Source organism: Mesobacillus harenae (assembly GCF_013343715.1).
GTDB classification, from domain to species: Bacteria; Bacillota; Bacilli; order Bacillales; family Cytobacillaceae; genus Mesobacillus_A; species Mesobacillus_A harenae.
Genome location: NZ_JABUNR010000018.1, coordinates 26,544 through 44,919, shown reverse-complemented (window position 1 = coordinate 44,919; position 18,376 = coordinate 26,544). Strand labels below are relative to the sequence as shown.

The window sequence follows — 18,376 nt, the reverse complement described above, 5'->3', positions numbered from 1 at the left end:
TAACCACCTATTTTAGTTTTTTGTTTATTCCATACCATATTAAATCAGCCTGTTTTGCTAGTTTCATGGTATCCTGATAAGCCCAGCCTGTAACATCCCGCCATTTACGGTCTTCCGGAAGAAGAGGTACAATCCCTTTTGAAATATCTGTTCCGATTAATATTAATTTCCTTTGCCTATCTTTGCTCTCCCATGCAAGCCAATCCTGCAGCTGGGTTTGCCATTTTAACCGAACCTGAATGCTTTCTAGCCGAGATGAAAAATCTTCTAAAAACCATTCAATGCCTTCTAGGACGATGATGTTGTCCTTAGTTAAGTCAATAAAGTTCTCTGGGATAGCCTTCTCCTCTTTGGCAGTTACCCATAAATGGGGGGAATCACTCAATTGATACTGTTCCCTTACCCATTTGGCTTTGCCATTAAAGGAACCTCCTGTAACAAAATGCATCGTTCTCTCCTCCTCAGACTCTCTCGATGCCAAACCAGCTCATAACCATGATGATGGGGAACCTGCCATTCCCAAAATTCCTTAGGATAACGGGCAAATTGTGATAATAAGTATCTGATAACCCCACCGTGTGTGATGATAGCGGCCTTTTTCACGCCACCTTCTAGTACCCTAGTAATAGCGAGCTCCCACCCAGTGTTGACTCTTTTTGAGAATTCACTGAACGATTCGCCTTGAGGCGGCTTAACCAGAAACGGATCCTTTAGCCAATTTTGATAAACGGCCTCATTTTTTAAATTGGCAAACGTTTTTCCCTCCCATTGGCCGAAATTCATCTCCCTTAGCTGCCGTATAGGTACAGCCCTATTAGAAGGAAAAAGAATGTTGGCTGTTTCGAGGCATCTTCCTAAATCACTTGAAAATACTAGGTCATATTCTTCATGGGACTGTAATCTCGTTTCAGTCTCAGATAAACAAAGAGGGGAGTCAGTCCAGCCAAGGTAAGCATGGCGTTTATTAGCCTCTGTTAGCCCATGGCGAAATAATGTAATAGCCACAATGTCATCCATAAAAGCACCTCTGTCCCTTCTGAACTTGCACCGAGGACATCACCCGTAAGTCCCCCAAACCAGTGAATTATTTTTTTTTGAAGAATGAGCAGCAGAAGGAAAGAAACAACAATAAAGCAAACAATCCCAGATAGTGTCTGTAGGGAAAGCAAAGCCGCTGCAGCCAGAATGATCATAAGATAAATCGGAAAAATGACCAGGGTATATTTCTTGGCTGCTTTTTTAAATAGCGAACCTAGACCTTCCTTTTTAGCTGCCTTTACTCTGACCAGTAGTGCCCCCATAACCATTTTACTAAAGAAAGGAATGAAAACTATGAAAATATAGGTTAAGGGCTCAAGCATTTGAATGGTTTCATAAATAAATAAAAACTTGGCGGCCAGCAGAACAATGACTGACAGGACACCAAAGGCACCGGTTCTGGGATCTTTCATGATCTCCAGCCTTTTTTCCTGATCACGATAAGAAAAAAACGCGTCGCTCGCATCTATCCAGCCATCAAGATGGATGCCGCCAGTCAGCAATATTGCAGCAAGCCACACGAAAAAAGCAGCAGTCAAATTAGAGAAGGGGGACCATTCGATTAACATAAATAGAAGAAAAGCGTAAATGGCTCCCTGAAACAAACCAAGCAATGGAAATGTTTTGATTGCTTTTCGGATATGGCCCTCATCCATTGGCAATGCAAAAGGGATTGGGATCGTGGTGAAAAACTGTAAATTAATTAACAAACCTTTAAGCCAGCTCATGGTCAGTGCTCCAATTTATTGTAATGTCTACAAGTGTTTCCCAATCAACGTGTTCCACCAATTTAGCAGCCAGTTCATCGTACTTTTTGTCCTTAAGCTGACTTATATGTACCGTTTCCTGCAAGGGAATTCCCTTGGCTTTCCGTAAAATGTTCAGCCACTCTGCTCTCCAGCTGTCATTGTGAAAAATATGATGAATATAAGTGCCAATGATTTTGCCGTCGTTTGCGAAATAACCTTCTGGCTGGCCATTATTTAAAAGGAGGAAGTGCTGTTCATTTTCAACTATCGTATTCCCATAGTGAATTTCAAAGCCTTCGATCATATTTTCATTTTTGATGCTAGTCATAGGATGTAAAAAGCCACTTGCTCTAACAGTGTTTTTTTCTTTTTGAAAATACGTGTTAGCGGGAATAAGACCGAGCCCTGTTTCATTTGTAGAAAGGCTGCCAGTATCGGTTCCTTCCTGATCAATCAATAATCGGCCGAGCATTTGATAACCACCGCATATACCTATAATATGCCCTCCACTTTTTGCGAAGTCTATTAGCCAATCAGCGATGCCTGACAACTTGAAGTGCTGTAAATCTCGGATCGTACTTTTTGTTCCTGGCAATATCACTGCATCTGGTTTGCCTATTTCAGATAGTTGGCTTACCCAGCGTATTGCAGCATCCGGTTCATAATAGAATGGTTCAATATCACTATAATTTGAAATATACGGCGGCTTAATCACGGCTATATCGAGAAGGGATTTTTTTTTGCTTGAGAAAGCTGGCAGGGATAATGAATCCTCGCTATCGATCATATGATTTTCGATGTAAGGGAGAACACCAAGTACAGGAATGCCCGTCTTGTCTTCAAGCCACTTGACCCCATCTTCAAACAGGCTAGGATCACCTCGGAACTTATTAATAAGGAGCCCCTTAACCCTTGCCCTTTCCTCAGCAGTAAATAATTCTAAAGTTCCAATAATGCTGGCAAAAACACCACCACGGTCAATATCTGCTACCAATATGACCGGTAAATCAGCCATTTCCGCCACCTTCATATTGACAAGTTCTCTTTCTTTTAGATTGATCTCTACGGGGCTGCCGGCTCCTTCAGAAACAAGTACTTCATAATCCTCTGCCAGTTTATTGAGGGAGTTGCGGATCGTAGTAAGCCCTGTTTCGTAAAATGATTCACGGTAGCCACGTCCAGTTAAGGTGTCTATCGCTTTCCCACATAAAACAATTTCTGAATGCTGGTCTGATCTAGGCTTCAGCAGGATAGGATTCATCCAGACTGTTGCCGTTGTTTTTGCTGCTTCAGCTTGAATACCCTGGGCTCTTCCTATTTCCATTCCATCCACTGTGACATAGGAGTTATTGGACATGTTTTGTGACTTAAAGGGAGCTACCTTAAACCCATTATTGGCAAATGCTCTGCATATAGCGGTGGCGATCAAGCTTTTTCCGACATCTGAGGAAGTTCCAAGAACCATAATTCCTTTCATAAACAGTCCGCTCCTTTCATGGCCAGAGGAATCCCACTTTCTACGAGAAATGCCTGCTCTGCCATAGATACGATGTGCTGATGAAGTTCTCCTAGCATTTTTTGATAGGTAAGGACAAGCTCATTATTTTGAGTTGAATCATTGAGAACCTCGTTACTTACAATAATTAAGAGCTGACAGTTAGATTTTATTTGAGTAATTCCAGCAAGAATCGATTGAATGATGCACTCTTGAAAGAGATGATCCTTCCATTGCATATCTGCTTTGAAAAATTCATTGTTCAACAGCGTGGTCAAACAATCGAGCAATACTATATCATGAGAATCAAAAGAATTTGCGAGCTCCAAAAGCCGGACAGGCTGTTCCCAGGTTTTCCAGATGTGTCCGCTGTTAAGCCGGTCTGTTCTATGGTGGGCAACTCTTTCCTTCATTTCGGTATCACTTATTTGGGCTGTAGCTATGTAATGAAGGCCGGCTTTTCTAAGGGCCGCCTCATCTGCCGCAATCTTTTCTGCAAAACTGCTTTTTCCGCTTCGGACTCCGCCGCTTATAAAGATTAAAGACGATGAGTCTGCCATTTTTCGAACGCCTCCAAGAGTTTGTCATTATCGTTTGAAGATTTAATGGCAAACCGCAGCCATTCACCCTCAAGTCCTGGAAAGTTCATCGTATGTCTCGGAATGAGGCCTTTTCCGGTTAAAAACTCTAATAATGGTAGTTGGTTTTTTAAAGATGGATCTCTCAATAAATAAAAATTGGTACGGGATGGGGAAACTTTGTATCCGTATTTTTTGTAAAAAGCAAACAGCTTCGCTCGCTCTATTTCAGTATACTTTATCGTTTCAATTCTATATTCTTCGCTTTTAAGACACCATTCACCTGCCTTCAATGCAAGTGCGTTTACACTCCAATGAGGCTGATAGGCTGCCGCTTTTGAAATATTGGCTGAATCAGCCGCCAAATAGCCAAGGCGCAAGCCGGGAATGGCGAACATTTTAGTCATTGATCTAATTACAATCAAGTGCCGGGATGTTTTTATGTGCTCGACAATCGATTCATAGTCTGTGACAAAATCAAAAAAAGCTTCATCTAAAATGAGGAGACAATCGTTTTCTTGGCATTTCTTAAGAACGTTTAAAACAATTGCTTTTGAATAATAAACACCAGTGGGATTACTAGGATTACACAGAAATAAGGCATCTGCATCATCTAGTTTTAAAGATAGTTCATTGACGTCCAGCTCCCAGCTGGGCGGTGCTAGCAGGTGATACTTAATCTTGCAGTCATTCACTCTGCAGGCTTCTTCGTATTCTGAGAAGGCAGGCTGTACGATTACAACTTTTTTCTTGGCGAGAATTCTGCCAACAAGGGCAATTAGTTCAGCTCCTCCATTACCGATTAAAATCTGGCTTTCATTCAGACCTTCTTTTTCAGCTAATAATTTCTTTAAACGATACCCATGCGGATCAGGATAGTCCGAAATCACATTTAATAGAGTAGCCCAATTCTCTTTTAGAATAGGGGGAGGACCGAACGGATTAATATTTGCACTAAAATCTATTTTAATATCAGGCATTGGAATATTGAGAGCCTCATATAAATACTTAGGATTAGAGCCATGTGAAGGCCAATTCAAAGAATATTCCTCCTAACCAAAGCAGTAATAAGAATAATGGCGTTGTTCGTAACACAATATGATTGGTTTTAAGTATATGGCTTTTTTGTATAGGTACCCGTGCATCACCCATTTTTGCCCGGTCTGATACAATTCCTTTATAATAATTGATTCCGCCGAGCTGGATTCCTAAAATAGCAGCCACTGCAGCTTCACCCCAGCCGCTGTTTGGGCTAGGATGCTTTTTTGCATCTCGGAAGACAATCTTCCAGGCCTGCATACGGCTGATTGATTCGGGCCGATTACCTATCAGCATACTGAAGGCTGTCAGTCTGCTCGGAATCCAATTTACTACATCATCTAAACGAGCAGAGGCCCAGCCAAATTCTTTATATTTTTCATTGCGATAGCCTACAATTGAATCACAAGTATTAATAGCCCGGTACATGAGGGCTAGGGGAGCGCCTCCTATTAACGCCCAAAAAAGTGGGGCGGTAATCCCGTCACTCGTATTTTCGGCAACAGTTTCAACCGCAGCCCTTACGATTTCCGGTTCGTCTAGTTTTTCAGTGTCCCTGCCTACAATATAAGCCACGTTCTGCCGGGCCATTTCGATATCCCCTTTTTTCAGAGGATCGAATATGGATAGTGCTGCTTCTTTAAGGCTTTTCTGTGCGATCGTTGTTGATATTAATATTGCCTCTCCCAGGATAGCTGCAGCTGGATGAATCCAATATAAGCAGCTGATAATCAGCAAGGAGGTTCCCCCGATGATGGTCAAAACAGCCATCAGCATAACAGTTCCATTGAGTTTTTTTGTTCTACCCTTATTCAAGCCTTTTTCAAGTTTATAAATGAGGGAACCAATCCATCTGACAGGGTGGGGCAAGTGGGGGGGATCTCCAATGATTAAGTCAATGATAATGGCAATTGTAAGTGCAATCAAATGATGCAAAATCATGTTCTTATCCTTTGTCTGCTTTTTTTAATGGCTTCTACAGTACAGGAATAAACACCTTTTCCAATTGTTCTTCCAAGCGGAGTTATTGTACCAGCAAACTCGAGTTGGGCCCCTCGCTGGGTTGCAGCGATTAATATGCTGTCCGTTGAGGTTCCTGTTGCAATGGTTCCTGTAACAGCATCCTGCACCTTCAGATCTTCCATTGCCTTGACCTTTGCTTCAGTTGCTGTCATTATACTCTGGATAAAGGCCTCCTCTGTTAATTCTCCGCTGACAAACATCCATGTATTAATGGTTCCCGGAGTAATCTGAAAGGAATGCATCTCACTTCTGGCTGCATCAACTGCATTACCGACTCCAGCAGTAACAACAATAAATATAGAAAAGTCCTCAGCATTAATAAGTTGATGGCTGACATCTTCAAGCATAACGGCTGTCATCATTCCCACTGTTTCCCCAGGTTCAAACCCATGAGCTTTTAAATAGTCGATCATTTCTTTACGGTGGTTACTGCAATTATAATCTTTTGAAACATGGCGATTCACAAATACTTGATGCCAACCAGTTCCAGATCCAACAACACCTGATGACATTGTTCTAAGGGGGATAGGGGATCTAAGGGCAATATGATCATCAGCTGACCTTATAAAAAAGGATTGATCGATTATGATTGGCTGTTTATCCATTGAAAGGGACTCCGGCAGCATGACCATCTGCGGAGCAGGCACCTTAGGGTGGGGCTGTTTCTGGATTTTCGTCTGATAGACAGAACGAATCCTTTCTTCCTGGAGCACCTCATTTGGAACATCATTAATATTAACTTTTCCATTCTCCAGAAGAAGCAGACGATCACAATAGAGGCTCGCCAAATTCAGATCATGAAAAATGGAAACAACAGTGAGGCTTCGGTCCGTTGTCCAGCCTTTTAACAAGTCAAGCAAATCCTTTTGATAGGAAAGATCAAGATGGTTAGTTGGTTCATCAAGAAGCAATATTTTCGGCTCTTGTGCCAGGGCTTGAGCTAAAAAAACGCGCTGCCGTTCTCCACCAGACAGCTCCTGAATATCATGGTTCTTGAACTGAATAACTCCAGTTTGCTCCATTACTCTTTGAACAATCTGTTCATCCGCTTCTGACCAATTCTGAAACCATCCCTTTTGGTGGGCATAGCGGCCAAGCGCCACGGTCTCTTGTACAGTATAAGAAAAGGACTGGACAGAATGCTGGGGAAGAACAGCCATCATTTTGGCCAATTCCTTGGATGAATACTCTTTTATGGATTTTTTGTTTAAAAGAACTTCACCATTTGTAAAAGGAAGAAGTCCGCTCAACATTTTGAGCAATGTTGTTTTTCCGCTGCCATTAGGCCCCAAGATTCCAAACAAAAGACCTTTATCCACTTCAAATGAGACATCCTTTACAACTGAGTCTCCAACGTACCCTCCTGTTAGATGTTGAACGCTTAGCATCATTTATCCTCTTCTTTCCGTTCTTCTTTTCATTAAAATAACGCCAAACACTGGTGCACCAATCAGCGCAGTAATAACGCCTATTGGCAGCTCGGTAGGGGAAATGACCGTACGAGCAGCTAGATCCGCGAGAATAAGGAAACCTGCACCAACCAGGATCGACAGTGGCAGTAAATGCTTATGGTCTGGGCCCCATAGCAGTCTTGCCAAGTGGGGGATAACCAAGCCAACAAAGCCAATTGTCCCAGATACAGCTACAGCCGCTCCTGTTAATATCGAGCCCGCAATTAGCACCATCATCTTTCTTTTTTGGACATTAACCCCCATATACTGGGCTTTTTCCTCTCCAAAAGACATTGCATTAAGTTCCCTGCTGTTTACCAAGAGCAAAAGAGAACCAAGAATAAAGAAAGGGAGAATGATATTTATATAGGCCCAGCCTCTCATCGAGACACTTCCGAGAAGCCAGCCGATAATTTGTCTTAATTCTTCTCCAGTAAGGGAAATCATCAGGGAAATAAGCGACCCAAGAAAAGAGCTAAAAATAATGCCTGTTAATATAATCGTCTCAACCTTCATCGTGCGTTCAACCTTCCGGGCGAACATCAGCACAATAAAAATCGTAATAAAAGAAAACAAGATACTCATTAGAGGCAAGGTAAATAAACCTGCAAAGGGGATGCTGATACCAAAGAACAGAGTGAGCACAGCACCTACAGAAGCTCCCGAGGAGACTCCAAGTGTGTATGGATCAGCTAGCGGGTTTCTAAGTAAACCTTGAAAGGCGGCCCCCGCAATTGCGAGAGACGCCCCTACTAATCCTGCTAAAACGACCCTGGGCAGCCGAATATTCAAGACGATATTCGTATACATTGGATCAATCGTTTCATTAATTGATATGCGGAAAATTTTTGCACCTATGATCTTTATTATGTCCAGAACTGGGACTGAGACAGTACCAATAGATATTCCCAGCAGCATAGCGATAACCAAAAAAAGCGAAGCCGTTATATACGCAACAACTTTATTATTCAAATTTGTCTGGATAAATAGCTTTTGCAAGTGCCTCTACTCCTTCAACAAGCCTTGGGCCTGTGCGGGTGACCATATCGGAGTCCACATCAACCACTTGCTTGTTTGTAACAGCTGTAATATCCTGCCAGCCGTCACGGCTCATAACATTTTCAACTGGATTCTCTGTATAATATCCGTGAGTTGTGATAATCACATCTGGATTTTTTTCGATAACAGCTTCCGGGTCCATCTTCGGCCAGCCTTCTTCTGTTACAACATTTTCGGCATTGATTAACTTAAGCATTTCATCCATAAAAGTGTTGGTTCCAGCGGTGTAAATTTCAGGAGCGGGTGAGACCTCAACAAAGACAGACTTTCTATCCGCTTCATTGATCTCGGCAGCTTTGTTTTTGATGCCATCAAGCTTCTCCTTCATATCAGCTACAAGTTCGTCAGCTTTTTCTGATTCACCTGACGCTTTTCCAACCATTTGGATGGATTCATATACTTCCTCAAAATTTGTTGCATCATTTACAACGAGAACAGTGATCCCAGCATCTCTCAGCTGCTGCAGTCCGGCTTCGGAGTTATGAGCACTTGAGGCGTGTGCAAGTACAAGATCAGGACTTAAAGAAATAATTTTCTCAATATTAAACTCCATTCCGCCAATCTTTTCTTTTTGAGCTGTTTCTTCAGGAAAATTGTCAAAGTCGGATACTCCGACAACCTGCTCGCCCAGCCCTAATCCAAAGGCAATTTCAGTGTTGCTTGGAATAAGAGAGACAATTTTTTCTGGTTTTGCTTCAATTGTAACCTCATTATCAAGTGCATCGGTAATCGTTACTGGAAAATCTGATTCCTTATTAGCAGATTGATTCTGGTCAGTTGCCGGATTTTCATTTGGTACATCTTCTGCATTTTCCCCACAAGCTGCCAAAACCCCTAAAGCTAGCATAATGGTTAGTAATAATGATAAGAGCTTCTTCATCTGTCATTCCTCCAAATTTTTAAAATGGAAGCCTAGTCCCTCAATGTAATATAGAGAAAAGGTTCCTTCTTCATACAAAAAAACATCTCCATAAGGCATGGAGATGTTTGGAAAGGTAACATAAATTAAAAAGGTATGTAAGCCTGTCAAACACCTCCTATCCTCGTAGGTTTGCTGGTGCAAGAAACAGGCAGGTCTCCTGGCTCATGGTCATTGCCTTTTTGCACCTTCCCATACAGTTTGTACAGTGGTATTTGCATAAAGCTCCCATTTACAGTGGCGGGACCGCGTTGGATTTTCACCAACTTCCCTATTATGTCTCTATAAAGATTAAATCTTTTAGATAACACCTGTTCTTTTTTTATGAAATTTTCCGCTAGAACAAATTATACACCAACGGTTTAGCAAAAGTACAAGCTTTTATGGAAATTATGTCGGAAAATACCGAATTTAACTGCTGAAGGACACAGACGGCAACACCTTGAAAAAGCAGGAAGGTTAAGCATTGCTATTGTTAGGTTAGCTTTCATAAGAAATGGCTTGTTGTCCAAACTGCTTCCATCCTGTTATAAATTCCGCTTTATCAAGTTTGCGATTTTTGCTGTCTAATGGATCATTAACATAAAGATTCTCCTTGTCATAGCCTGTCACCAAAACAGCGTGCATGTTATAAGTTATCTCGATTTCTCCACTGCTGGTTTCCCATGTTTTCCATTTGTCCTCGGGAACCTTATCAAAAGTGCTTGTTACAATGACCACGACAGGCTTACCTTGATCTAGTTTATCTAAAACTGCGTCGAACTTTTTTCCAGTTAAGTCAATGATTTTCCCGGGAAGATAAGATTCAGCCAGTTCAACGATTGGCTCATGATAAACGCCAAAGCCATCCTGGTCCATTGATCGCATGCTGCCAACAAACCCATTATTTGGATTACCTTTCACCCCTTTTTTTTGAAATGGCACCCTGTCAATTTTAGCTGCTAATTCCATTTTATCTACCGACACCCCTGCATGTCCTAACATCATTGCCAGGCTGGTTACTTCACAGCCCCTCTGGAGTTCAGGTGTTTGATTTATATGAGGCGCATCAATAAGAACCTTTTCTTTGCGCTCAGTTTCAGAATTTTGGTCTTCTGGCGAAGAATCAGTTTGGTTATCCTTTGGAGCTTGTTTTTGCTCATCGGAAGACTGGTTAGCTGACGTGTTAACTGGTTTGTTATCCGATTCCGTTTCTGTATGTTCTTGTTGATGGTCTGAAATATTAGTGTCCTGGTCAGAGACTGTTGAATCAGAACAGCCGGCCAGCAGAAATCCTCCTAAAAGCAGTATACGTTTCATGAGCATCACCCTTTGTGTTCTTTCTTACTGTTTTCCCTTAAGATATTCTGTTAATCGTTTCGAAGTTTTTAGGAAGGAAGGGGGACGTTGAAAAAAAAAGACATCCACTATTCCCTAGTGAATGTCTTTCTTCTTGAACCTTCCTCCACGGACCTCAGCTATATTTGCTACTGCCAGAAAAGCAGATGGATCCAATTCCTCAACGATTGATTTTAGCTTTGCTTCCTCGATCCGGGTGATTACGCAAAAAATAACCTTTTTATCATCACCTGTATATGCTCCTTCACCATTTAGATATGTTACTCCTCGTCCTAGTCTTGCTAAGATGGCATCACCAATATCTTTATGATGTTCGCTGATAATCCAGGCGGATTTTGATTCATCTAGACCAGCAATCACAACATCGATCGTCTTATAGGCAATAAAATAGGCGATAAGCGAATACATTGCACGGTTCCAGCCGAACACAAATCCGGCTGTGGCAAAAATAAATATATTAAAAAACATTATAATTTCACCAACAGAAAATGGAAGCTTTTTATTAATGAGGATTGCCATGATTTCTGTTCCATCCAAAGAACCGCCATACCTTATGACAATCCCAACGCCGATTCCTAACACAATTCCCCCGAACACAGTGGCAAGCAGCAGATCATCCGTAAAAACAGGAATATTGTGCAAAAGAACAGTTGTTATGGAAAGAACTGATATTCCTAATAGAGTCGACAAAGCAAAGGTTTTTCCGATTTGCTTATATCCAATGTAAAAGAATGGGATATTCAAAATGAAAATATAGATACCAAGCTTAACTCCTGATAGATGAGAAAGAATAATCGAAATGCCGACAATCCCACCATCCAATATTTGATTCGGGACAAGAAAGAGCTCAATTCCTACACCCATTAGTATGGCCCCGATAATGGTGAAGAAAATTCTTTGGAAAAGCTTTAGCTTAGAAACCCCTTTATGTTGTTGAACTAATCCTGTCTGCTGAAGATTCTGTACCATCCGTTCCTCCTAATCGATAAAACTAGTTTAATGCGAAATTAATATAAAATATATGACAACTCAGTTTATGTAAAATCCTTGTTTTATAGACTTATTCATATAACTATTTACCAATAATTTTAACATAAAAAGAGTGCAATGCTTGGTTTTAAATCGAGAACAGGCAAAACAGCACAGAGGATTCATATAGGAAGCAACAAGAACTAAATGTTGCCTTCAAATTTATTTATCCGTTCACGAATCGCATCTGGAACAGGCCGCGAAGTTTGAGAATGAGGATCGTAGCTGACATAGATAATTTCACCAAGAACGAGCGGGGAAGTTTCCTCCTCTCTTGTGATGGTGCAGTTCATAGCCAGGCTTTTATTTCCTATTTTTGTGATTCGGCATCCAATCGTTAACCAATCGTTAAGCCGAGCAGGACTTATATATTCAAGCGTAGATTTGGCAAGGACAAAATCAAATTCCCCTTGATTAGCCAGTGCAGCTATATCAAGCTGAAGCCCTTCTTGAAAATATTCCGATACAGCCACATCAATATAAGTTAAATAATGGGCATTAAATACAATCTTTTGTCCATCAATTTCTGAATAGCGTACCTTCAATTTATGAGTAAATCTAAAATTCTCCATATGTACACACCTTCCTATGGAATTATGTTTAAGAATGGACTTTTGTTAAATTACTAGCACGTAATTCAACACGTTTACTAGTTTATTTGACAAAAGCCTAGTTAAATCCTTTAATTTAGCTTTATTGAACTTTAATTCTCTCACCATAGTAATACTCCTAAAATTGAAAGTCTTGTGAACAATTGCACTAAATAAACAGTAAGGGCATATTTTCCAGTATACTTTTGAGTGGATATATTAGATAGGAGGAGATTTAATTTGAAGAATGAATTAACTAATTCGGTGAATAAACAAATTGCTAACTGGAGTGTACTGTACATTAAACTCCATAACTATCATTGGTATGTAACGGGACCAGAATTCTTTACGCTGCACTCAAAATTCGAAGAGTTTTATGGTGAAGCAGCTCTTTATATTGACGAATTGGCAGAGCGGCTGCTTGCTCTCGGTGATAAGCCTGTGGCAACTATGGCTGGCTGCCTGGAGATCTCTTCTGTGAAGGAATCGAATGGAGAAGAAACCACGGCAGAAATGGTGCAGCAGATAACAAAAGATTATTCTCAGATAATCAAGGAGTTAAAGCGGGGGATAGAACTAGCTGAAGCTGCTAATGATGATGCAACTGCCGACTTGCTGTTATCCATTCATTCAAATCTAGAAAAGCATGTATGGATGTTAAGTTCATACTTGGCAAACTAAACCGCAGGTTACGAAATGAGGGTGTCCCAAAAAGTATAAACTTTTTGGCACCCTCTTAATTTTTAGGATAGCTTGTAAAAATGGTCCGTTGATTTCCGTTCCAGGTGCTTCGCTTTCCGCGGGGCTGGCGCTGAGCCTCCTCGCCGCCGTTGGCGTCTGTGGGGTCTCACCTGTCCAGCTGATCCCGCCGGAGTCTTCGCGCCTTCCACTCCAATCAACTCAGGTTCTAAATTATTTTTTATCGCAAAATAAAAACAAGAAAATCATAACACAAACCATTAATCGATTTTGCCGACGACCGGATGGACCCCAATATCTTTCTATCTATTTCTTTATCCTGAAGTGGGCAGGCATTACGGAAAATGAACAAAAATTAGGGGAGTTAGGGAAGGAATATCCCTCTATCTCTTATGAATCCATCAAAATAACCCGGAAACTGGATAAAACAATAAAAGAGGCGAATCTCAGGTCGAATTTATTCAACCTTTTGAGTCAGCCTCTTAAAGGTTATTGATTGCCGTAGAAACGAAGCAAGTCTCCGTATATAACTCGGTCCGAATAATAAAGCTCCTGTTTTGCCTGATCATAATAATGCTCACAGTTAGCTCCACTAGTTTCTTCTCCGGTCTTTTTCTCATAACAGGTTCCTTTAGTGTAAACATATTCTTTGCTGATAAAGCTGCCATCCCTTAAAACTACAAATTGATCCTGCTCTGCGGAAAAAATATCTGTTCCGAATTGAATATCTGATTTTGAGTCAATCCCTGCAAGATTTAACACGGTGGGGCGGAGATCAATTTGTCCTGTCACTGCTGAAATAGCTTGGCCCTCGTGGCCAGGGATATGAACAATAAGCGGGACGCGCTGCAGTTGGACAGACTCAAAAGGAGTAATTTCCCTGCCAAGAAATTGGGCCATGGAACGATTATGATTTTCGGAGATTCCGTAGTGGTCTCCGTATATGATAATAATTGAGTCCTCGTAAAGACCTTCTTTTTTCAAATGATCAACAAACAAACGAAGTGCTTCATCTGTATACCGAACAGTTGGAAAATAACGGTTTAGTGTACCGCTAAGGGAATTGTACTCATCGATTAACTTGTCTTCTTCATTTAAATGAAACGGAAAGTGATTTGTTAGTGTGATTAATTTTGCATAAAAAGGCTTGGGCATCTCTTTTAAATGATCAATAGACTGCTTGAAGAACTCGGCATCCTTCATTCCCCAGCCCACCGAGTTTTCATCGGTTATTTCGTAATCCGTCATACTGTAAAAACGGTCATAACCAAAATTTTTATATACTACATCCCGATTCCAGAAGCTTTTATTATTGGCATGCAAGTTCGCTGTATAATAGAAGTTTTCTTTAAGTTTGGCAGCTAATGACATGTACTTATTACCGGAATGAGTAAAGAAAACCGCTCCTCTCCCAAGAGGGTATAGGGAGTTATCAAGCAGGAATTCGGAATCCGATGTTTTGCCCTGGCCTGTCTGATGATAAAACTCGTCAAAATAGTAACTTTCCTTTATAAACTCATTCAGAAAAGGAGTAATTTCCTGTCCATTCACTGTTTCCCCAATAACGAAGTTCTGGGTTGACTCCATAGAAATCACGATAATATTTTTTCCTTTTGCAGTACCAAATAACTGTTCATTTGGAGCTTTATAGTGAGCTCTTGTATAGTTTTCAATTTCGGTTAGTTGGTTCCCATCTGCCAGGGCTCTTTGAGCATTAGCTTTTGTTTGCAAGTACGCATCATAAACATGAAAATGATAAGTTCCAATATTTTTCACGAGTATTTCTCTGTCAAAGGTCCGTGTCAGCAATTCTGGGCGCTGTGTTTCAGAAAGGCCGAGATTGAAGAACACTAACGCCCCTGCGCTGAAATAAAAGACAGCTGCAGACGTTCTTTTAAGCTTCACACTTGTTAGAAATCTGGGATGTTTAACAGCTAATAAAATCAATAGGAGGACATCAGAGAAGTAAAAAAAGTCTCGAAAATTTACTAGTTCTCCCACGCTGCTCTGAAGATCCCCAAGATTACTGAACTGCATTAATAAAGGGATCGTGATAAAGTCGCTGAATTCCCGGTAGTAGACTGCATTTGCAAATAATATAAACGAAATGATAAAGGTTGCTGTAATCACATATATTTTTTGCGGTTTTTCAGTTAAAAGAATTCCAGCTCCAATTACGATCATAAGGAAGCTTAATGGATTTATAAATAGAATAAACTCCTCGGTGCTGTTTTCAATCTTTATATCAAAGTTGTATTTGTAAACGATATAAGTCTTTATCCATAGCGAAGCAATGGCGATGAAGGTGAAGTTCATAGTCATTTTATCCCATATTTTCATGGAACCCCTCCTTTGGAAAACCAATTCAATTTCCAATTTTAGCAGAATTGTTTAAAAAAGGAAATTAATCTTCGAAAAAAGGAACATCGTTTGCCCATTGGAAATACTCATATGGCTATAAAAAACTTTAATAAAATACTGACAAGAATTTAAAAGTTGTTAAAGTATTTCCCTCGGGTTAAAATGTTTACCAAAGGAAACTTTTTGATTTACGCGCATATAATCTGATATATAAATAAAAAAACAGAAAAGAGAGGAGAAAAGTTGATGGCTGAAAATTTATTGCTCGCATTTGGGTTAACATTAATGGCTGGCCTCGCCACGGGAATAGGAAGTATCCTTGCGTTTTTTACTTCAACAACTAATACTAAATTTCTGTCACTGGCTCTTGGGTTTTCTGCTGGTGTTATGATATATGTATCAATGATTGAGATTTTTGTTAAGGCTCAAGATGCTCTAGTGAGTGCTATGGGAGATCAAATGGGAAATTGGCTTACTGTGGCTGGGTTTTTCGGTGGAATGCTTTTAATAGCGATGATCGACAAACTCATCCCCAAGCAGGGAAATCCACATGAATTAAAAAAAGTGGAAGATATGAACAGCCAGCAGAATGGCATAAAGGATCCTGCACTCTTAAAGATGGGAACATTTACTGCACTAGCCATTGCTATACACAATTTCCCAGAAGGAATTGCCACTTTTACATCAGCGCTGCAGGACCCATCTTTAGGCATCGCTATAGCAGTAGCTGTTGCTATCCATAATATTCCTGAAGGCATTGCTGTTTCTGTGCCTATCTATTTTGCTACAGGGGATAAGAAAAGAGCATTTAAGCTGTCGTTCTTATCAGGGTTGGCTGAACCAATCGGTGCTCTCGCAGCTTACTTTATTCTGATGCCGTACCTGAACGATGTTATGTTTGGAATCATTTTTGCTGGTGTTGCTGGGATAATGGTATTTATATCGCTGGATGAGCTGCTGCCTGCTGCAAAGAAATTTGATGAGGCACATTTATCTATCTACGGACTAATCGCCGGAATGGCCGTTATGGCAGTCAGCCTGATTTTGTTTATTTAAGTGTTATAGAAGCGTAAATATGACCAAAGCACTATTTCCAACAGAAGGAAAAAAACAAGCGCAGTATACTTGATTATTCATTTTAGATCTGTTATTCTAAGTGAGAATTATTTTTGTTCGGTATGTAAGGGAAGAACAAGATTTTGCTTTTCGCCTGGATATCATTTAGAGCAAGAATAGTAATACAAATGTGTGGATTACACACTAGGAGGCAACAAATATGGAAAATGGTAAAGTAAAATGGTTTAATGCAGAAAAAGGTTTTGGATTCATCGAGCGTGAAGGCGGAGAAGACGTATTCGTACATTTCTCAGCAATCCAAGGCGAAGGCTTCAAGTCTTTAGAAGAAGGCCAAGATGTAACTTTTGACGTAGAGCAAGGCGCTCGTGGACCACAAGCAGCTAACGTTCGTAAAAACTAATTGGTAAACCCATATATAAAACAGACTCTGCGAAGGGTCTGTTTTTTTCGTTGTTTAGAAAGTTGATTAACTATTAATTCCTTATCTGTATCCAGCTTTATCGAAGCTAAACAGTCGGTTACAAATAAGGTTTGTCGGGGCTAGTTAGGCATATTCGTTTTTGTCTTTTAACACTCTTTCATTTTACCATTTTTTACATTTAACGTACAAAACAGCCTTTTTACACTATAATGGAAAGAGTTGCTAGACTGCTTTTGACTTAATTGTAAAGGGGAATTGGATATGAATTTGTCTCGTCGATTTAATTACATAGTATTAGGTGCAGTTTTATTAATCGGTTTCTTTATTGTTAATTTGGCAGCCGCCTCCAAAGCCAATGCTGATGAGGAAAGCATAAATGAAAAATATGGACTGCCAATCGTGGTTTATGGAGAAGCACTTTCCTCTGCTCAGAAAGATCAGGTTAGGGATTTGCTGAAAGTGAAGGATGTAGAAAAAGTTACGGAAATTACAGTAACAGGGCAGGATCTTGTTACTTATATAAAAGGTGACCATCACTCTAATATGTACTCCTCTGCAAAAATAACAAGAACAGATGCCGGGGAAGGACTTGTCATTAATCAGGTGACTCCCGAGAATGTTACAGAAGTAACTGATGAAATGTATGCTAATGCTTTACTTACAGCAGGAGTTCAGGACGCAGTTGTAGATGTGGCATCACCTGTAAAAGTCAGCGGCCATTCAGCTCTTGTAGGAATTTATAAGGCTTATGATGAAGGAGAGGGAGCAGAGTTAAACAGAGAACATACTGAAGTGGCAAATGAGGAGTTAAGCCTTGCAACTGAACTGGCAAAAAAAGAAGGGTTGGATAAGGATAAAGTAAGTGAACTTTTAACAGAGATAAAAAAAGAAATTGCAGAGATCAACCCGGCTTCCAAAGAAGAGGTTGAGCAAATTATTGATGATAAGCTTACAGCATTGGATATCCAACTAAACCCTCAGGACCGCCAGCTTCTAATAGATTTATTCGAAAAAATGCGCTCTCTGGATATAAATTTTGATAATGTTAAATCACAGCTCGACAGCCTGTCAAAAGATATCCAGCAAAGAATTGAAGATACAATTGGGGATAAAAATTTTATCCAAACTGTCTCGGACTTCTTCACTAAATTGATTGATAGCATAAGAGGTATCTTTTCATAAAAAGGTGCAGGGACATATAATTATTGATCATGCTGAAGCGCTTGCGCCCAAACTCAGCTGTGAGAAGCCGACTAGCCTAATAAGCTGTCGGCTTTTTATTATGATGAACTCCCGATCTCAGGCTGCTTTTCAAAAACCAGAAACAGAGTAAAATTCATTTGTCACATTATTGTAAAATCATCTAATTAAACGGCCGTGAAATGCTGACTGTTATTTTTTAAGATTAAAATAGTAGAAAACTTCAAATCGGGGTTAAAGCTTACCAAATAAGGAAAAGCTCCTAAGTTTATAAGGTTGTTGACAGTGATAACTGTTATCCATATAAGATG

General features: G+C 40.3%; 18 protein-coding genes and 1 riboswitch. Of the genes, 4 read left to right on the top strand and 14 right to left on the bottom strand.

The genetic code is table 11. The features are described from left to right. Positions 1 to 7: 7 nt before the first annotated feature. The 13 genes from HRJ06_RS19295 to HRJ06_RS19235 form a co-directional block, all read right to left on the bottom strand. Positions 8 to 448: a bifunctional adenosylcobinamide kinase/adenosylcobinamide-phosphate guanylyltransferase gene (locus tag HRJ06_RS19295; RefSeq protein WP_174734608.1), complete on the bottom strand. Its 441-nt coding sequence runs from the start codon at positions 446 to 448 to the stop codon at positions 8 to 10. Beyond that, positions 400 to 1,017, bottom strand: a complete 618-nt coding sequence (locus tag HRJ06_RS19290; protein ID WP_174734607.1) for a histidine phosphatase family protein — start codon at positions 1,015 to 1,017, stop codon at positions 400 to 402. The genes HRJ06_RS19295 and HRJ06_RS19290 overlap by 49 nt, the downstream gene beginning before the upstream one ends. Beyond that, entirely contained in the window at positions 975 to 1,766 is a 792-nt protein-coding gene (gene cobS / locus HRJ06_RS19285) for an adenosylcobinamide-GDP ribazoletransferase (RefSeq protein ID WP_174734606.1), read from the bottom strand. The genes HRJ06_RS19290 and cobS overlap by 43 nt, the downstream gene beginning before the upstream one ends. Then, entirely contained in the window at positions 1,753 to 3,264 is a 1,512-nt protein-coding gene (locus tag HRJ06_RS19280; RefSeq protein ID WP_174734605.1) for a cobyric acid synthase, read from the bottom strand. The genes cobS and HRJ06_RS19280 overlap by 14 nt, the downstream gene beginning before the upstream one ends. Next, positions 3,261 to 3,842 carry a bifunctional adenosylcobinamide kinase/adenosylcobinamide-phosphate guanylyltransferase gene (locus HRJ06_RS19275; RefSeq protein WP_174734604.1) on the bottom strand — a complete coding sequence of 194 codons (582 nt, stop codon included), beginning with the start codon at positions 3,840 to 3,842 and terminating at the stop codon, positions 3,261 to 3,263. Before HRJ06_RS19275 ends, HRJ06_RS19280 begins: the two co-directional genes overlap by 4 nt. Beyond that, positions 3,821 to 4,900: a threonine-phosphate decarboxylase CobD gene (gene cobD / locus HRJ06_RS19270; protein WP_174734603.1), complete on the bottom strand. Its 1,080-nt coding sequence runs from the start codon at positions 4,898 to 4,900 to the stop codon at positions 3,821 to 3,823. The genes HRJ06_RS19275 and cobD overlap by 22 nt, the downstream gene beginning before the upstream one ends. Further along, positions 4,875 to 5,840 carry an adenosylcobinamide-phosphate synthase CbiB gene (cbiB, locus tag HRJ06_RS19265; protein ID WP_174734602.1) on the bottom strand — a complete coding sequence of 322 codons (966 nt, stop codon included), beginning with the start codon at positions 5,838 to 5,840 and terminating at the stop codon, positions 4,875 to 4,877. The genes cobD and cbiB overlap by 26 nt, the downstream gene beginning before the upstream one ends. Further along, a complete protein-coding gene (locus tag HRJ06_RS19260; protein ID WP_174734639.1) occupies positions 5,837 to 7,309 on the bottom strand; it encodes an adenosylcobinamide amidohydrolase in 1,473 nt (490 codons plus the stop codon). Before HRJ06_RS19260 ends, cbiB begins: the two co-directional genes overlap by 4 nt. 3 nt (positions 7,310 to 7,312) lie before the next feature. Continuing rightward, positions 7,313 to 8,371, bottom strand: coding sequence for a FecCD family ABC transporter permease (locus HRJ06_RS19255; protein ID WP_174734601.1), 1,059 nt, complete (start codon positions 8,369 to 8,371; stop codon positions 7,313 to 7,315). Continuing rightward, positions 8,337 to 9,311, bottom strand: coding sequence for an ABC transporter substrate-binding protein (locus tag HRJ06_RS19250; protein WP_174734600.1), 975 nt, complete (start codon positions 9,309 to 9,311; stop codon positions 8,337 to 8,339). Before HRJ06_RS19250 ends, HRJ06_RS19255 begins: the two co-directional genes overlap by 35 nt. 172 nt (positions 9,312 to 9,483) lie before the next feature. Continuing rightward, positions 9,484 to 9,680, bottom strand: a riboswitch (cobalamin riboswitch). A 150-nt stretch (positions 9,681 to 9,830) separates the two neighbouring features. Continuing rightward, entirely contained in the window at positions 9,831 to 10,649 is an 819-nt protein-coding gene (locus tag HRJ06_RS19245; RefSeq protein ID WP_174734599.1) for a C39 family peptidase, read from the bottom strand. Between the two features lie 114 nt (positions 10,650 to 10,763). After that, a complete protein-coding gene (locus HRJ06_RS19240) occupies positions 10,764 to 11,657 on the bottom strand; it encodes a YitT family protein (protein ID WP_174734598.1) in 894 nt (297 codons plus the stop codon). A gap of 203 nt (positions 11,658 to 11,860) precedes the next feature. After that, complete coding sequence (locus HRJ06_RS19235) at positions 11,861 to 12,289, bottom strand: acyl-CoA thioesterase (protein WP_174734597.1); 429 nt, start codon at positions 12,287 to 12,289, stop codon at positions 11,861 to 11,863. Between the two features lie 258 nt (positions 12,290 to 12,547). Between HRJ06_RS19235 and HRJ06_RS19230 the strand changes: the two genes are divergently transcribed. Beyond that, positions 12,548 to 12,988, top strand: coding sequence for a Dps family protein (locus HRJ06_RS19230; protein WP_174734596.1), 441 nt, complete (start codon positions 12,548 to 12,550; stop codon positions 12,986 to 12,988). 507 nt (positions 12,989 to 13,495) lie between these two features. Here the strand turns inward: HRJ06_RS19230 and HRJ06_RS19225 are convergent. Further along, complete coding sequence (locus HRJ06_RS19225) at positions 13,496 to 15,346, bottom strand: LTA synthase family protein (protein ID WP_242035302.1); 1,851 nt, start codon at positions 15,344 to 15,346, stop codon at positions 13,496 to 13,498. A gap of 267 nt (positions 15,347 to 15,613) precedes the next feature. Between HRJ06_RS19225 and zupT the strand changes: the two genes are divergently transcribed. From zupT to HRJ06_RS19210, 3 genes are all read left to right on the top strand, one after another. Further along, positions 15,614 to 16,423, top strand: a complete 810-nt coding sequence (zupT, locus tag HRJ06_RS19220) for a zinc transporter ZupT (protein WP_174734595.1) — start codon at positions 15,614 to 15,616, stop codon at positions 16,421 to 16,423. A 220-nt stretch (positions 16,424 to 16,643) separates the two neighbouring features. Then, on the top strand, positions 16,644 to 16,844 hold the full coding sequence (locus tag HRJ06_RS19215; protein ID WP_174734594.1) for a cold-shock protein: 201 nt from the start codon (positions 16,644 to 16,646) through the stop codon (positions 16,842 to 16,844). Between the two features lie 288 nt (positions 16,845 to 17,132). After that, entirely contained in the window at positions 17,133 to 18,047 is a 915-nt protein-coding gene (locus tag HRJ06_RS19210; protein WP_422392748.1) for a DUF1002 domain-containing protein, read from the top strand. The last annotated feature ends 329 nt before the right edge of the window (positions 18,048 to 18,376 follow it).

Excerpts from the sequence above, each read along its gene's own strand:
- HRJ06_RS19295 (WP_174734608.1), bottom strand. The coding sequence starts at position 448 with ATGCATTTTGTTACAGGAGGTTCCTTTAATGGCAAAGCCAAATGGGTA.
- HRJ06_RS19290 (WP_174734607.1), bottom strand. The coding sequence starts at position 1,017 with ATGGATGACATTGTGGCTATTACATTATTTCGCCATGGGCTAACAGAG.
- cobS (WP_174734606.1), bottom strand. The coding sequence starts at position 1,766 with ATGAGCTGGCTTAAAGGTTTGTTAATTAATTTACAGTTTTTCACCACG.
- HRJ06_RS19280 (WP_174734605.1), bottom strand. The coding sequence starts at position 3,264 with ATGAAAGGAATTATGGTTCTTGGAACTTCCTCAGATGTCGGAAAAAGC.
- HRJ06_RS19275 (WP_174734604.1), bottom strand. The coding sequence starts at position 3,842 with ATGGCAGACTCATCGTCTTTAATCTTTATAAGCGGCGGAGTCCGAAGC.
- cbiB (WP_174734602.1), bottom strand. The coding sequence starts at position 5,840 with ATGATTTTGCATCATTTGATTGCACTTACAATTGCCATTATCATTGAC.
- HRJ06_RS19260 (WP_174734639.1), bottom strand. The coding sequence starts at position 7,309 with ATGCTAAGCGTTCAACATCTAACAGGAGGGTACGTTGGAGACTCAGTT.
- HRJ06_RS19250 (WP_174734600.1), bottom strand. The coding sequence starts at position 9,311 with ATGAAGAAGCTCTTATCATTATTACTAACCATTATGCTAGCTTTAGGG.
- HRJ06_RS19245 (WP_174734599.1), bottom strand. The coding sequence starts at position 10,649 with ATGAAACGTATACTGCTTTTAGGAGGATTTCTGCTGGCCGGCTGTTCT.
- HRJ06_RS19240 (WP_174734598.1), bottom strand. The coding sequence starts at position 11,657 with ATGGTACAGAATCTTCAGCAGACAGGATTAGTTCAACAACATAAAGGG.
- HRJ06_RS19235 (WP_174734597.1), bottom strand. The coding sequence starts at position 12,289 with ATGGAGAATTTTAGATTTACTCATAAATTGAAGGTACGCTATTCAGAA.
- HRJ06_RS19225 (WP_242035302.1), bottom strand. The coding sequence starts at position 15,346 with ATGAAAATATGGGATAAAATGACTATGAACTTCACCTTCATCGCCATT.
- zupT (WP_174734595.1), top strand. The coding sequence starts at position 15,614 with ATGGCTGAAAATTTATTGCTCGCATTTGGGTTAACATTAATGGCTGGC.
- HRJ06_RS19215 (WP_174734594.1), top strand. The coding sequence starts at position 16,644 with ATGGAAAATGGTAAAGTAAAATGGTTTAATGCAGAAAAAGGTTTTGGA.